Source organism: Chryseobacterium sp. WX, from assembly GCF_029542485.1.
Classification (GTDB): Bacteria; Bacteroidota; Bacteroidia; order Flavobacteriales; family Weeksellaceae; genus Chryseobacterium; species Chryseobacterium cucumeris.
On the sequence record NZ_CP120710.1, the window covers coordinates 2,159,854 to 2,174,056 of the forward strand.

Annotated in this window: 12 protein-coding genes and 1 pseudogene; 5 read left to right on the forward strand and 8 right to left on the reverse strand. The window is 36.1% G+C overall.

Annotated elements, in window-relative coordinates; all coding sequences use genetic code 11:
• Window positions 1-103: 103 nt before the first annotated feature.
• Both PZ898_RS09685 and PZ898_RS09690 read right to left on the reverse strand, forming a co-directional pair.
• Entirely contained in the window at window positions 104-2,524 is a 2,421-nt protein-coding gene (locus tag PZ898_RS09685) for a TonB-dependent receptor (protein ID WP_277695404.1), read from the reverse strand.
• A 337-nt stretch (window positions 2,525-2,861) separates the two neighbouring features.
• Entirely contained in the window at window positions 2,862-3,446 is a 585-nt protein-coding gene (locus PZ898_RS09690; protein ID WP_062674077.1) for a hypothetical protein, read from the reverse strand.
• A 169-nt stretch (window positions 3,447-3,615) separates the two neighbouring features.
• Between PZ898_RS09690 and PZ898_RS09695 the strand changes: the two genes are divergently transcribed.
• A complete protein-coding gene (locus tag PZ898_RS09695) occupies window positions 3,616-4,107 on the forward strand; it encodes a DinB family protein (protein ID WP_062674075.1) in 492 nt (163 codons plus the stop codon).
• A gap of 159 nt (window positions 4,108-4,266) precedes the next feature.
• Here PZ898_RS09695 and PZ898_RS09700 read toward each other — a convergent pair whose 3' ends face one another.
• From PZ898_RS09700 to lptB, 3 genes and pseudogenes are all read right to left on the reverse strand, one after another.
• Window positions 4,267-5,220, reverse strand: a complete 954-nt coding sequence (locus PZ898_RS09700) for a YafY family protein (RefSeq protein ID WP_277695405.1) — start codon at window positions 5,218-5,220, stop codon at window positions 4,267-4,269.
• A gap of 62 nt (window positions 5,221-5,282) precedes the next feature.
• The gene (locus PZ898_RS09705; RefSeq protein WP_347176655.1) at window positions 5,283-7,091 is read right to left on the reverse strand and encodes an ABC transporter ATP-binding protein; all 1,809 of its coding nucleotides are present in this window, start codon (window positions 7,089-7,091) and stop codon (window positions 5,283-5,285) included.
• Window positions 7,092-7,513: 422 nt separating this feature from the next.
• Window positions 7,514-8,239 (reverse strand): annotated as a pseudogene (gene lptB / locus PZ898_RS09710) (LPS export ABC transporter ATP-binding protein); the annotation flags it as partial.
• Between the two features lie 152 nt (window positions 8,240-8,391).
• Here lptB and PZ898_RS09715 point away from each other — a divergent pair.
• Window positions 8,392-8,685 carry a TM2 domain-containing protein gene (locus PZ898_RS09715; protein ID WP_120232045.1) on the forward strand — a complete coding sequence of 98 codons (294 nt, stop codon included), beginning with the start codon at window positions 8,392-8,394 and terminating at the stop codon, window positions 8,683-8,685.
• 77 nt (window positions 8,686-8,762) lie between these two features.
• On the opposite strand, the gene hemB is transcribed toward PZ898_RS09715, so the two are convergent.
• Window positions 8,763-9,752: a porphobilinogen synthase gene (hemB, locus tag PZ898_RS09720; RefSeq protein ID WP_277695406.1), complete on the reverse strand. Its 990-nt coding sequence runs from the start codon at window positions 9,750-9,752 to the stop codon at window positions 8,763-8,765.
• Between the two features lie 118 nt (window positions 9,753-9,870).
• On the opposite strand from hemB, the gene PZ898_RS09725 reads away from it, so the two are divergent.
• The 3 genes from PZ898_RS09725 (at window position 9,871) to PZ898_RS09735 (ending at window position 12,556) form a co-directional block, all read left to right on the forward strand.
• Window positions 9,871-10,221, forward strand: coding sequence for a T9SS type A sorting domain-containing protein (locus tag PZ898_RS09725; protein ID WP_034699180.1), 351 nt, complete (start codon window positions 9,871-9,873; stop codon window positions 10,219-10,221).
• A 108-nt stretch (window positions 10,222-10,329) separates the two neighbouring features.
• Window positions 10,330-11,241: an ATP-binding cassette domain-containing protein gene (locus tag PZ898_RS09730; protein ID WP_277695407.1), complete on the forward strand. Its 912-nt coding sequence runs from the start codon at window positions 10,330-10,332 to the stop codon at window positions 11,239-11,241.
• A 4-nt stretch (window positions 11,242-11,245) separates the two neighbouring features.
• Window positions 11,246-12,556, forward strand: coding sequence for an ABC transporter permease (locus PZ898_RS09735; protein ID WP_120232047.1), 1,311 nt, complete (start codon window positions 11,246-11,248; stop codon window positions 12,554-12,556).
• A 69-nt stretch (window positions 12,557-12,625) separates the two neighbouring features.
• On the opposite strand, the gene PZ898_RS09740 is transcribed toward PZ898_RS09735, so the two are convergent.
• Together PZ898_RS09740 and sucD are read right to left on the reverse strand one after the other, a co-directional pair.
• Window positions 12,626-13,297 carry a porin family protein gene (locus PZ898_RS09740; protein WP_277695408.1) on the reverse strand — a complete coding sequence of 224 codons (672 nt, stop codon included), beginning with the start codon at window positions 13,295-13,297 and terminating at the stop codon, window positions 12,626-12,628.
• A 15-nt stretch (window positions 13,298-13,312) separates the two neighbouring features.
• Window positions 13,313-14,185: a succinate--CoA ligase subunit alpha gene (gene sucD / locus PZ898_RS09745; RefSeq protein ID WP_002977143.1), complete on the reverse strand. Its 873-nt coding sequence runs from the start codon at window positions 14,183-14,185 to the stop codon at window positions 13,313-13,315.
• Window positions 14,186-14,203 lie beyond the last annotated feature (18 nt).

Genomic DNA, 14,203 nt, shown 5'->3' on the forward strand with positions numbered 1-14,203 from the left:
AACTGACATTAGAAATTAATGTCAGTTAGTATTTGCGTAGATGGCTTTTATATCTTTTGGGGTTACTTTGTCTATATTAAAGCACTAATTATTTATTTATACATTAAAAAGTGTAATTAACATTAAGCTGAAAAGTGGTTCCGTTAAATCCAAACTGGTTGACCTCCCACGGATATTTGAATCTTCCTCCAAGATCTGTCACTACATCTCCTTTGATGTATATGACGTCCGGGTAAATATTAAATAAATTATTTACCACTCCGGAAACTTTAAGATCATTCGTGATTTTATAGGTTAAAACGATGTCTGTAACTACTTTACCAGAGAATGTCTGATCTTTGGCAGGATCCGTGGCATGCTGCCATGTAACCGAACCAAAATATGTATTATTAAGGTTAAAATTAAACTTGGTAATGTCATACGAAAGACTCAGAATCGTTTTTGTTTTTGGTCTTGCAGAGATGATTCTGGATTGTTCTTTTCTATCAAAAAAGTTTTCTGAGTAACCATTTTGAGCCAAAATCGGTGGAACGGCAATATTATCTACTATTTTAGTTTCGTTATAATTGAAAGCAGCAATAATTCCCAGTTTTCCTTTGCCAATAGCAGAAGTATAATAATTAGCTACAAAATCTACCCCTTCAGTTACCGTATTCACAGCATTGGTGAAAAACTTCAGAGAGGTTATTTTATTATTGTTTAATATTACTTCTACAGGGTTTGTTAGGTCCGGACTTCCCGGAGCACCGGTTTTGTATCCAATATCTCCAGAGAAAAGTACCCTGTCTTTAATTTTTATTCTATAATAATCTGCTGTAATAGTAAGGTTTTTAAAAGGTTTTACGGCCAATCCTCCTGTAATGTTAAAGGCTTTTTCAGCATTTAATTTAGGTACCCCAAGGTCAGATCTTATAATTTGAGAGTCGTTATTAAAAGTACCCTGATTAGCTACCGTATTCCCTGTAATTTTGGTTTGAACATTAGAATAATAAATCTGGTGTAATGAAGGAGCACGGAATCCAGTAGAAACAGATCCACGGAAAACCAATTTATCATCTAGTAATTTATACCTTGCATTTCCTTTCCATGAAACATTATTTCCGAAATCACTGAAATTTTCATACCTCACCGTTCCTCCAACTAATAAGTTTTTAGTAACATCCCATTCCGCATTCAAATAAGCTCCGATATTCTGACGGTTTTTATTGACTTCATTTTGAGGCTGCAGTCCTGGAAAAGATTCTGCACCATTTCCTATATAAGATGCTTCTTCTCCTGCTTTTGCCTGATAATTTTCATTACGTACTTCAGCTCCGGCTCCTAAAACAAGCGCACCAAAATCCCGGCTGATATCTACGTTTCCTATAATGTTACTGAACTGGTGCCCACCTGCTTTAAAATAAGTTGGTGAATTTGCTCCTAAAGAAGTATTAATGGTATTTGCTACAGCATAATCTACGGCATTAGAACCAAAGGTTGCACTTCCATCAAAACTCCATTTTCCAAACATACCTTTCCATCCGGAAGTTAAATTATAATCATAAACATCTGTTTTAAATTCCGGTTGAAATCCGTTGTAAGGTTGCCCTTTTGGAGTTAATAAACCAAAATCTGAAGTTACCCAATAAGGTGTTCTATACAAAGCAAAACTGGTCCCATTTCTGTAAGTCGTACCCCCAAAAGCATAAAATTTGCCTGTTTCACCTGTTGGCAATTCAAAATTCACAAACATATTGCCCACTTTGGTCTCCGGCTGCCCTATAATCATTCCTAAACCGGGATTGGCCTGAGTCCAGGCATTATCCACGCCAAAAAGTTCATCTTTTGTAACAGAACCTGCGCGGTTTGTTTTATTTTGAGAGGAAAATCCGAATGTAAGATTCAGACTTCCTGTTTTTGCTACTTTGATTCCCGTATTAAAATCTGCTCCGATATTAAAACCGTCTCCCTTTGAAGTAATACCTGAAAAAACATTGACAGTGCTTTTCCCTACACTGTTCTTAAGAATAATATTAATGACCCCTGCAATAGCATCAGATCCGTATTGTGCAGACGCTCCATCCCTCAGAACCTCTACGTTTTGTAAGGCTGCTGAAGGAATACTTTTCAGATCTGTACCTACTTCACCTTTTCCCGGCGTATCGTTTACATAAATTAAAGCACTTTGATTTTTTCTTTTACCATTCACCAAAACCAAGGTTCTGGAAGGTCCTAATCCTCTTAAATCTGCCGGATCAAAGTGAGCTGTTGCATCAGAAACAGTTTGTTGTGATGAATTAAAAGAGGGAACAGCATAGGTTAAAGCTTTGTCAAAAGTAACCTGACCTGTGGATTTTAATTGTACGGCGGAAATATTATCAATAGGAATTGCTGAGGTAATGATTGTTCTGGGCTTTGTTCTACCCGTGGTAACCACCACTTCGTCTATTTTATTTTGTTTTATGCTGTCCTGAGCATATCCCATAACACCAGCTCCGCTTAATACTAAGACATAGATTTTTCTATTAAATAAATTTTCCTTCATGTTAATTGTTAATTATTCAATAAAACTAGTGAAAAAATCAATATTAAACATAAAAATAAAAAATATAATAACAATCTTATTTAGTATTTGCGAAAACTATGCCATTTCATTAAATCATAAATTAATACACGAAACGTAAATTGATTTATTAATAACATGAAAAAAAATAAATCATTAATGTCACATTTGCATAAAAAAATCAATCCCTTAATATCAGAAAAATAAACATGATTTAATTCGTTCTGACTTGTAGTTTTCAGACGGATTGAGATTGCTTTGCCTATGACTGAAATGACCAAGAATAAAAAATGGCCGGGAGAAACCGGCCATATCCAAATTATTTATTTACCTCTACGTATTGTATGATGGTCTGATTTTTTGGGTTGTAGATAATGGTACTACTGTTCGGAAATCTTTTCAGTTTATAATACTGAATGTTTTTATCAGATTTAATATCTTCCAGAATACGGGTATCAAAAGTATTGTCAGGAAGAAATTTCGATATAAAACTTATTTTATCAATGATATTCTGGCCATCGATCTTACGGGCAGTTTTATCAGATTTATTTTCATCAGAAGTAGGCTGGCTTTCTAAAAACGGAAGTAAAACTGCAATATCAGCTTTATATTTAAAAATATATCCTTCAGGCCTTCCGGGAATTTTGATTTTCTTTCCTTTTTCTTCAGAAACAATAGATGCTCCAGTACTTGGGAAAACAGTATTAAACTTAACATCCTCAGAGTTGGTTAAAGAATTGATAGATTCATTGACCGTCTTCTTTACGGTTTCTTCCACCACCTGTTGTGTTTTTTGCTGTACAGTTTCAGTTGTTTTCTGAACAGTCTGATCTATTTTTTCCTCTATCTTATTGCATGATACTAATAAAAAAGCAGTAATAACAGGCAAAATATACTTCTTCATAATTCTAATAATGGCGGTTTTTTATTAATATACTTTTCTTCTAACGCAAAAGTAGGGATCAATATTTTAAGAAAAAAAAATATTTTTTTATTATACGAAATCCTACTGACAAACTGTTGTCATAACTCCCTCTTACCTTTGTATCAACAACAAACAAACCAAATACATTATGACAACTACAGCAACAGCTACAAAACAATTCATGACATCTGAACAGCTATTAGAAGATTGGCAAGGACACAGAAATCTTACAAGAAGAGTGATTGAATCTTTTCCTGAAAAAGAGCTATTTGAATTTTCTGTAGGCGGAATGAGACCATTTGCAAAACTGGCAGTAGAACTGATCAGCATTGGCGGGCCTGCTTTAAAAGGAATTGTGGAAGGAAATATGGAAGCTTACAGTGAAGAAGCTTTTAATCCGAAAACCAAGGAAGAAATTTTGAAAAAATGGGATGAAGAAACGGAAGTGATCAACCATTATTTCAATCAGATTTCTGAAGAACGTTTTCAGGAGACTTTCAATTTATTCGGACAATATGAATTTCCGGTATATCAGAACATTCTTTATTTTGTAGATAATGAAGTTCATCACCGTGGACAAGGATACGTTTATCTGAGAGCTTTAGGAATTGAACCCCCTTTCTTCTGGGAGAGATTTTAATGCACTGAGAAGGTAAAATTGCAGAAAGGGTAACCAAAACTTATATCTTTTTTTGCGACACAACAAATTGACTTTTTTGCAATTCTGCCTTTTCCTTAAACCATTTCATTTATTGCCTCAATTAAGTCTTTAAACCTCAACAGTCTTGTTGGGGTTTTATTATTGATGTCTTTCAACCATTTTTACAAGCAGTTCATTCAAACGGATGCGAAGACTTTCGGGCTCCAGAACTTTAGCATAATCTGCAAAAGTGATCAACCAGCGGGGAAATCCATCACTGATCCATTCTGTTTCAAAAGTGAGTTCCATCCCCCGTTCGGTTTCTACTTCTTCTATCAATCCATAGTATTTTTTAGAATTTACCAAATGATTCATGATCTTTTTGTCAACCAGAAGTTTGGCTTTAACTTTATTTCCATTTGACTTTTTACGGTAATCATTTACCTGTCCGTATTCCTGCAGGAAAGGATTCTGTGTTTTTGAGATTTCCAGAATTCTGTCGATACGAAACTGTCTGAAATCTTTCCTCAGGGTACAGTATGCCATGATGTACCAGATATTAAATTCGAAAAACATCCCGACTGTTTCAATCGTTCTGTTATTCACTCTTCCATCTACCGTCTTATATCTGATATTGAGCTGGGTTTTCTCCGCAATACTTTCCAGGATAATAGGAATTACGTTTTTCAGTGAATCTCCAGAATCTGTATGAAAACTGAAAACATCTATTTGCTTTTCAATATTCTTAATCAGATTTTTATCAGAATATTTCAGTACAGAACGTACTTTTTCCATCGCAGCCTGATAATGATTCCCCAGACTTTGATGGGAAAATTTCTGCATCAGCTTTTCAGCGGTAATGAAACTTAACACTTCTTCTTTGGTGAACATAATCGGAGGAAGCTTATAGCCTTCCATTAAAGAATAGCCGTTTCCAGCTTCTCCCACAATAGGAATACCGGCATTTTCCAGGGTTTTTACATCACGGTAAATAGTTCTGATACTTACATCAAACTTTTCAGCCAGATCCTGAGCGCGTACAACAGGTTTCGACTGCAACTGGGTAAGGATAGCTGTTACCCTATCGAGTTTTTTAAGATAGTGATCGTTCATGATGGAACAAAGCTAAAATTCTTTTTTGAGGTATTACTTATAAATGGGATGACTTTTTGATTTTAATTTTCTTTAAAAGTATTCACCAGTTTATCGAGATTAAGACTACGGGCCGAGGCATCAAAAATCTCACGGTATGTTCCTTCTTTATTGTACAATTCATCATGAGTTCCATTTTCAACCACTCTGCCTTTTTTCATCACATAAATGGTATCGGAATCCAGGATCTGTGAAAGAGAATGGGAAATAATGATCACCGTTCGTCCTTCTTTAATAGCATCCAGAGAATTTTTGATCTGTTCTGTAGCAATGGCATCCAGACTGGCTGTTGGTTCATCCAGAAAAATAACCGGTGGATTTTTAAGGAACAGTCTGGCAATGGCAATTCTCTGCTGCTGTCCTCCTGAAAGCTGAGTGGCATCATGCTGGTATTTTTCAGGAAGATCCATGATCTGATCGTGCAGATAAGCTTTTTTTGCAGCCTCCTGAATTTTTTCAAAACCGGCATTCATATCGCCGTAACGGATATTATCTTCTATGCTTCCCTGAAAGATATGATTTTTCTGAAGTACAAGCCCCAGATCACTTCTCAGGAAAGTATTTTCATATTCATTAAGGTTGACTCCATCCAAAAGAATCTCCCCGGAATCAGGAAGATAGAATTTACACAAAAGATTGATCACCGTTGATTTTCCTGCACCGCTCAACCCTACCAAAGCTGTCGTCTTTCCGTTTTCAATTTTCATGGAAACATTATGTAAAGCTTTCGTACCATTGGGATAGGTGAAATCAACATTTTTCAATTCAAAAGTTCCTTTGATTTCTTTTTCTACAAAGCTTCCGCTGGATTCTGTTTCATGATCTGCATTTAAAATATCGAAATACCCTTCAGCATAGATCATGGCATCGTTCATATCATCATAAATCCTGTGAAGCTGCCGGATCGGTGCCGAAACATTGTTGAAAAGCATAATATGAAGCATAATTGCTCCAATGGTCATTTGCTGGTCAAGTACAAGATAAACGGTTAAAAGGATAATCAAAACAACGCCGAACTGCTCAATAAAAGTTTTTAAACCATCATAAATAAAATTGGTTCTCCTTGTGATCATCTGGCTTTCCATCAGCTCCATCTGAAGGTCATATTGTTTTTTCCCTTCAAATTTTTCACGGACAAAGCTTTTAATAACCATAATAGAATTGATCAGGTTCAAAAGTCCGGAGGTCTTTTTTTCTCTCTGATTCCTAAGCTGGCGTCTCACTCCGCCTAGTTTTTTGGCCTGCAGGGAGCTGATGTAGAAATAGATCGGAACAATAATCGTAGAAACCAGTCCCACATACACATTCTGCATATACATAATGATCAGGGCAATAATGGCATTGGAAAAAAGAGGAAGGATATCAATAAAAAAGTTCTGAACCAATCTGGTAAGACTTTCTATTCCGCGGTCTATTCTGATTTGTAATTTTCCGGATTCATGGTTTTCATCATTAAAATAAGCGACTCTGTAGGTCAAAATCTTATCAATGGCTGATTGTGCCAGCACGGAGCTCACATTAATCCTGATTTTTTCGCCATAAAATTTCTGGCCGAAGTTGATAAAGATGTTTAACAGTTCTTTTCCCAGTAAAATAATGGAAATAATAATGAGAATATGAATCCCCTCCGACATCGGATGTGGAAGATGTGTAAGTTTAGTCACCTCATCTACGGTATATTTCAAAACAATAGGGTTCACCTGTGCTGCAAGAGCTCCCAGAAAAGTAAGAAACAGTGTTCCGTAAATCATGGGACGATAAGGTCTGATGAATGGAACAAGTTGTTTATAGATTCCGAATAAGGTAACGGTTCTGTTAAAAGGTTTAGCCATAGAAATCATTTTAAATGAAAAACGTACCGCTTTCAAAAGAAAAAGGTACGTTTTATTATCATGTTCAGCAAGTGAATGCTTATATTTTATCCTTCAAATACATAAGTTGTAAGGTAGTGCAGCTCTTTTCTGCTGGCTTCTTTAGACTCTGCTTCTGCCTGTTCCAGAGAATATTGGGAATTGATTTCCTTTTTCTGCAAAACAAATGAGTTGTTGGCATTTTTATCCACTACATCATTAAAAATATGTTCAATTTCAGAATTTGCTAAGGTAGCAAAGCTGACTTCTTCAAAGCCATGTAACAATCTAAGATCATCAAACTGACTGAAATTTTCATTGACAAATCCCTGCAGCTGTGCTTTGGAATCAAAGTTACCTGCCCAGATATTGTAAGCATATTTCTTCTTTTTAGGTTTATCTAAAATACTCTGATAAACGAAGTTTTCACCCAGATAGGCTTCTCTTACCTGCGGATCATTGGCAAGATCTTCCGGAAGTCCTTCTTTCAGGATCTTTCCTTCAAACATAATATAGGTTTTGTTTGTAATCGCCAGGGTTTGCTGCACGTTGTGGTCGGTAATCAGAATTCCGATATTTTTATCCACAAGACTTCTTACGATTTTCTGAATATCTTCTACGGCAATCGGGTCTACCCCTGCGAAAGGCTCATCCAGAAGAATGAAGTTCGGGCTTGTGGCAAGACAGCGTGCAATCTCGGTTCTACGTCTTTCTCCCCCGGAAAGAAGGTCTCCTCTGTTTTTACGAACGTGCTGTAAAGAAAACTCTTCAATCAGTTCATCACATTTGATCTGCTGTTCACGTTTTGAAAGCTTCGTCAGCTGTAATACGCCCATGATATTTTCCTCTACAGATAGTTTTCTGAAAACCGAGGCTTCCTGAGCAAGATACCCGATTCCCTTCTGGGCTCTTCGGTACATAGCATCGGTGGTAATCTCCTGCTTATCCAGAAAAATTTTTCCTGAAGTGGGCTTAACCAACCCTACAATCATATAAAACGATGTGGTTTTCCCTGCTCCATTCGGACCCAGCAAACCAACAATTTCTCCCTGTTGAACCTGTACAGAAACGCCTTTTACAACTTTTTTAGGACCGTATTCCTTGATTAAGTTTTCTCCTCGTAAAATCATAGGGCAAATATATCAAAAATATAAACTTCACTTATAGGTTAATATCAACTTGTTTACGTTAAACGCAAACTTATTCATTTACAACCTATTGTAACTTTTCACTACTTTAATCTACTTATCGTAAAACATCAATCAATTATAAATAGTAAGAAATGGAAAATTACGGTTATACAAAAACAGAAAATGTACAAAACCAGCAAAGCAATGTTCCCTACCGTTCAGAAAAGAAAATCCCTGCAGCTATATTGGGAATTCTTGTGGGATGGCTGGCTTTAAATAAATTTTATCTTGGATATACAAAGGAGGGAATTATTCAGCTGGTTCTGAATGTCGTTACTTTTGGTGCTGCCTCTGTTATTCCTTTTATCGAAGGTATTTTATATCTTTTTATGAGCGATAAACAATTCGATGATACGTATGTGTATGGGAAAAAAGGATGGTTGTAAAATTATTATTACTTCGTTAGAAATAAAAAGAGACTACCGATTGAGTAGTCTCTTTTTTATCTGAATGAATTTAATCATTATTTATTTAAAAGAATAGCTGCTTCTTTTGCAAAATAAGTAAAGATCATATCTGCTCCTGCTCTTTTAAAACAAGTCAAACTTTCAATGATCGTTTTGTCGTTATCCAGCCAGCCGTTTTGAGCAGCTGCTTTTACCATGGCATATTCTCCACTTACATTGTATACTGCAATCGGAAGATCAATGGCTTCACGTACTTTGGAAACGATATCCAGGTAAGGAAGTCCCGGTTTAATCATAATTACATCTGCTCCTTCATCTATATCTTTAAATACTTCATTCAAGGCTTCGCTTGAGTTGTGGAAATCCATCTGATATGTTTTTTTATCTTTCGGAATTTCCATATCATCTTTCGGAGCACTGTCTAAAGCACTTCTGAAAGGGCCATAGAAAGAACTTGCATATTTCGCAGCATAGCTTACAATTCCTACATCTGTAAATCCGCTTTCTTCCAAAGCTTCACGAATGACCATTACTCTGCCATCCATCATATCACTTGGCGCCACAAGATCGGCTCCTGCTTCTGCGTGAGATACTGACATTCTTGCGAGTGCATCATTGGTAGCGTCATTTACAACTTTTCCATTTTCAATGATCCCGTCGTGTCCATAGATTGAATAAGGATCTAAGGCTACATCCGGCATTACAATCATTCCAGGAACGGCATCTTTAATGGCTTTGATCGTATTCTGCATCAATCCGTCTTTGTTCCAGGCTTCTTTTCCTGTATTGTCTTTCAGATGTTCTGACACTTTCATATACAAATTGACAGCTTTTACCCCCAAAGAAAATAATTCCTTACATTCCTTCACCGTTAAATCTATACTGCGCCTGAAAATTCCCGGCATAGACGGGATTGCCTCCTGCTTGTTTTCGCCCTCCATTACGAAGATCGGCATTACAAAATCATCAGTTGTAAGCACATTTTCTCTTACCAGACTTCTGATAGATTCATTAACTCTAAGTCTTCTATTTCTTGAATGTATCATTTTGGAATACTTTTTGAATAAGTTTCTACAAATTTAATATAAGTTCTGTAAAAAACTATTGTACGAGATTGCAGAATGTATTACATTTGTTATATATATTCGAGAAATTATAAATTTGATGAAAAAACTTTTACTTTTATTTCTATTTGTAGGCACTTTTGTTGGATTTTCCAACAATTTCAAAGCTCAGCTTAGAGAGCCGGGTTCCATCACTCAAAAAGCAGATGATGGTGTATTGCTTGCCTATCCAAATCCTGCAAAGGATTTCCTTATCATTAAGGCAAAAGATTCTTCTTTAAGAATCAAAAGTGTGACTTTTTATTCTATTTTGGGTATGCAGGTTGCTAGTTATACCGTAAATATGAATTCCGGAGAGATTAATATTGAAAAATTAAAGCCCGGAAAATATATGATCCGGTATATTTTAAGTGACAACACACAGAAAGTTACTCAAATCGTGAAACAATAAATTAAAATCCTGATAATCATCAGGATTTTTTCTTTTTACATTAATTCTGTTTTAATATTTCCGTAACTTTCGGGACTTTTTCATACTAATAGTAAAAAGAACAACTTAATGCTAAAAGCTGAACATATTAAAAAGACCTATAATGCAGGAAAAAAGGTCGCCCTGGATGATTTCAGCATCCATGTTCCAAAAGGCAGTATTTATGGCCTTTTAGGTCCTAACGGAGCCGGAAAAACTTCTTTTATCCGTATCATTAACCAAATTACTCAGGCAGATTCTGGAGAAATCCATATCAATGGCCAAAAGCTTAATCCAAGTCATATTAAAGATATTGGCTATATGCCTGAAGAAAGAGGACTGTACAAAAATATGACTGTGGGTGACCAGATTCTCTATTTTGGGGAACTGAAGGGAATGAAGAAAAGTGATGCGTTGAATGAAGCCAAAAAGTGGTTTGAAAAACTAAACATCGATCAATGGTGGAAGAAAAAACTTTCTGAACTTTCTAAGGGAATGGCACAAAAAATACAGTTTGTGGTAACCGTTCTTCACAGACCTCATCTTTTAATTCTTGATGAGCCGTTTTCAGGTTTTGATCCAGTGAATGCCAACTTAATTAAAGATCAGATCATTGACCTTAAAAATAACGGAACAACCATCATTCTTTCTACCCACAGAATGGAAAGTGTAGAGGAAATGTGTGATTATGTTGCATTGATCAACAATTCAAAGAAGATTATTGACGGAAGAGTTTTTGATGTAAGAGAAAAATTTAAGAAAAATATTTTTGGGATTACGCTTTCTGAAGTAAGCAATGATCACTTTGAAAATTTCAGAAATAAATATGAGATCTTCAACCTATCCAATGAAAATAATCTTGTTTCTTTTGACCTAAAAAATGAAGAGAGCCAGAATAATGTTCTTCTGGATCTTGTACAGGTAGGTAAAGTGAGATCGTTTGACGAAAGAATACCAAGTATGAATGAAGTGTTTATTAATGCTGTAAGTAACCATTCTTAATTTTATGAATAATATTTTTTTAATTACCAAGAGAGAGTTTCTTACCCAGGTTAAGAAAAAGTCTTTCATCATATTGACGCTGCTTGCCCCTGTTATGATTATTGCTTTCGGAGCAATTGTAGGATTAATGTTTAAGGCGAATGAGTCACATAGTATTATAGAAGTTGTTGATAAGAGTGGATTGTTTACCAATCAGCTTCGATCTAATGATAAATTAAATTACGTTTTTGTTTCTGCGGCTGATGAGAAGTCCAAGATTAACAATTTAAAAGGAAATGAATCTCTGGACGGCATCCTGATTCTTCCACCGTTGAAAAATGAGAATTTTGATGAGCTTGAAAAAGAAACCAGACTTATTATCAACAGTAAAATAGGATTTGATACCAAACAACAAATTGTATCTGATATCAGCAATGTTGTCCGAAAAGAAAAAATAAAGCAACTGGGTATTCAGGAAATACAATTAAATAATCTTGATAAAAATTTTACCTTAAAGACCATCAACGTTACGGATAATAATAAAGAGGATTCTGATCTTGCTTTTGGGGTGAAATCCGGATTAAGTATGGTACTGATGTATGTTACTTTTATGTTCATTATTATTTATGGGGTAAGAGTAATGAGAAGTGTTCTTGAAGAGAAAAATAATCGTGTTGTAGAGATCATTATTTCTTCTGTAAAACCTTTTGAACTGATGATGGGTAAAATTCTGGGAGTAACCATGGTTGCACTGACCCAGTTTCTGATCTGGATTACCATGTCTGTTATTGGTGCACTGGTACTCAATACAGGCTTTTCTCCTCTTCAGAAAAATATTCCGGGAGGTAATGAAGAGATTACAAGCAAACTGGATATGGGGCAGCTTGCTACTCAGATTTCACATAGTCTACTGGAGCTGAATTTTCCGTTAATCATCTTTGTATTCATCGTATTTTTCCTTTTAGGATATATCTTCTATAGTTCTATTTATGCAGCCATTGGTTCAGCAGTGGATAACGAAACAGAAACACAGCAATTTACTTTATTTGCTATTTTACCATTAACATTAGGAATGTATGGGAGTTTCACATTGATGAATAATCCGGAAGGTCCTTTAGGTTTCTGGCTATCCATCATCCCGTTTACTTCACCAGTTGCAATGATTGCCAGAATTCCTTTTGGAGTTCCTGCATGGCAGATTGCATTGTCTATTACATTATTGCTGGTAACTACTATTTTTATGATTTTCCTAGCCGGAAAAATCTACCGTGTAGGTATTTTGATGTACGGAAATAAAGCTACATTAAAAGAGCTTTGGAAATGGATAAGAGGGTAAGAAGTAAAAGCCTATCAATAAAAAATCCCGGAAACTGAGTTTCCGGGATTTTTTATATTCTGAAATATTCTATTTGAATATATAGCTTAAAGTAAGAGCAATTACCTGTTCTGATTTTTTCTTATCAGTACCCTTAGTTTCTTTAGCGAGACCAGGATAGGTATCACTTAGACCTAAGTCGTATTTTAATGCTACTTCAAGTTGTCTTTTGTAGCTATATCCTACTCCCAGTCCAAGTCCCCAGTTAAAGCTCTTCGCCTTACCATTTACACCTGCCGGCTGGTTAGGATCGGTAACATCCGGGTCATAATAAGGTCTGCTTACAGGAGCGTCTTTTACCTTCTGGTTCAGCAAGAAATTAAATCTAGGGCCTATTAATCCAAAGAATTCTGATTCTGCTTCAGAAAAATATCCTTTGAAATAAAGAGGCACACTCAGGTAGTTATTAGCATATAAAGCGTCATAACCGCTTACTCCTTTAGCATCTTTATCTTTTCCTGTTTCTCCTGCACCATAGTACAGTACTTCAGGTTGAATAAAGAATTGGTTTGCCTTTCCTACGGGAATCAATGCCAAAGCTCCAGCTTGGAAAGTATATCTTGGGCCTGAAGGGTTGTGGGCGTTAGATACTCTGGAGTAGTTTAAACCTCCTGTTACTCCAAATCTTGTATTTTTCCATTGCACCTGTGCAAAGGAAAAAGCCGAAAGAGTTAAAGCTGAGGCTAATAAAAGTTTTTTCATATGTTGGGTTTTATATTATCCTAGAATCTTAGCTACAGTAGCACCAATATCAGCAGGAGAATCAACAACGTTGATACCGTTTTCTCTCATGATTTCCATTTTAGCCTGAGCTGTATCTTCAGCACCACCTACGATAGCACCTGCGTGTCCCATTGTTCTTCCTTTTGGAGCAGTCTGTCCAGCGATGAAACCTACAACTGGCTTAGTAGATCCACTAGCTTTGTACCATCTTGCAGCTTCAGCTTCAAGACCTCCACCAATTTCACCGATCATTACAACAGCTTCAGTTTCAGGATCGTTGATGAAAAGTTCTAAAGCTTCTCTTGTAGTTGTTCCGATGATTGGATCACCACCGATACCGATTGCAGTAGAGATACCGTAACCTGCTCTTACTACCTGGTCAGCAGCTTCGTAAGTAAGAGTTCCTGATTTTGAAACGATACCTACTTTTCCTTTTTTAAAAACGAAACCTGGCATAATACCAATTTTAGCTTCTTCAGAAGTAATGATTCCAGGGCAGTTTGGTCCGATTAATCTGCAGTCTCTGTCAGCGATGTAAGATTTTACTTTTACCATATCAGCTACAGGAATACCTTCAGTAATACATACAATTACTTTGATTCCTGCTTCAGCAGCTTCCATGATAGCGTCTGCTGCGAATGCCGGTGGTACGAAAATGATACTTACGTTTGCTCCTGCTTTTTCAACAGCATCAGCTACAGTGTTAAATACCGGCTTTCCTAAATGCTCGCTACCTCCTTTTCCTGGAGTAACACCACCTACTACGTTTGTTCCGTATTCAATCATCTGACCAGCGTGGAAAGTTCCTTCGTTCCCTGTAAATCCTTGTACAATTACTTTAGAATCTTTGTTTACTAAAATTGACATTTTATTGTTGTTTTAATT

What these genes read in the sequence shown, in the direction of transcription:
- PZ898_RS09705 (WP_347176655.1), bottom strand. Translation starts at nt 7,091, where the DNA reads ATGGCTAAACCTTTTAACAGAACCGTTACCTTATTCGGAATCTATAAA.
- PZ898_RS09685 (WP_277695404.1), bottom strand. Translation starts at nt 2,524, where the DNA reads ATGAAGGAAAATTTATTTAATAGAAAAATCTATGTCTTAGTATTAAGC.
- hemB (WP_277695406.1), bottom strand. Translation starts at nt 9,752, where the DNA reads ATGATACATTCAAGAAATAGAAGACTTAGAGTTAATGAATCTATCAGA.
- PZ898_RS09740 (WP_277695408.1), bottom strand. Translation starts at nt 13,297, where the DNA reads ATGAAAAAACTTTTATTAGCCTCAGCTTTAACTCTTTCGGCTTTTTCC.
- PZ898_RS09735 (WP_120232047.1), top strand. Translation starts at nt 11,246, where the DNA reads ATGAATAATATTTTTTTAATTACCAAGAGAGAGTTTCTTACCCAGGTT.
- PZ898_RS09695 (WP_062674075.1), top strand. Translation starts at nt 3,616, where the DNA reads ATGACAACTACAGCAACAGCTACAAAACAATTCATGACATCTGAACAG.
- PZ898_RS09700 (WP_277695405.1), bottom strand. Translation starts at nt 5,220, where the DNA reads ATGAACGATCACTATCTTAAAAAACTCGATAGGGTAACAGCTATCCTT.
- PZ898_RS09715 (WP_120232045.1), top strand. Translation starts at nt 8,392, where the DNA reads ATGGAAAATTACGGTTATACAAAAACAGAAAATGTACAAAACCAGCAA.
- sucD (WP_002977143.1), bottom strand. Translation starts at nt 14,185, where the DNA reads ATGTCAATTTTAGTAAACAAAGATTCTAAAGTAATTGTACAAGGATTT.
- PZ898_RS09725 (WP_034699180.1), top strand. Translation starts at nt 9,871, where the DNA reads ATGAAAAAACTTTTACTTTTATTTCTATTTGTAGGCACTTTTGTTGGA.
- PZ898_RS09730 (WP_277695407.1), top strand. Translation starts at nt 10,330, where the DNA reads ATGCTAAAAGCTGAACATATTAAAAAGACCTATAATGCAGGAAAAAAG.
- PZ898_RS09690 (WP_062674077.1), bottom strand. Translation starts at nt 3,446, where the DNA reads ATGAAGAAGTATATTTTGCCTGTTATTACTGCTTTTTTATTAGTATCA.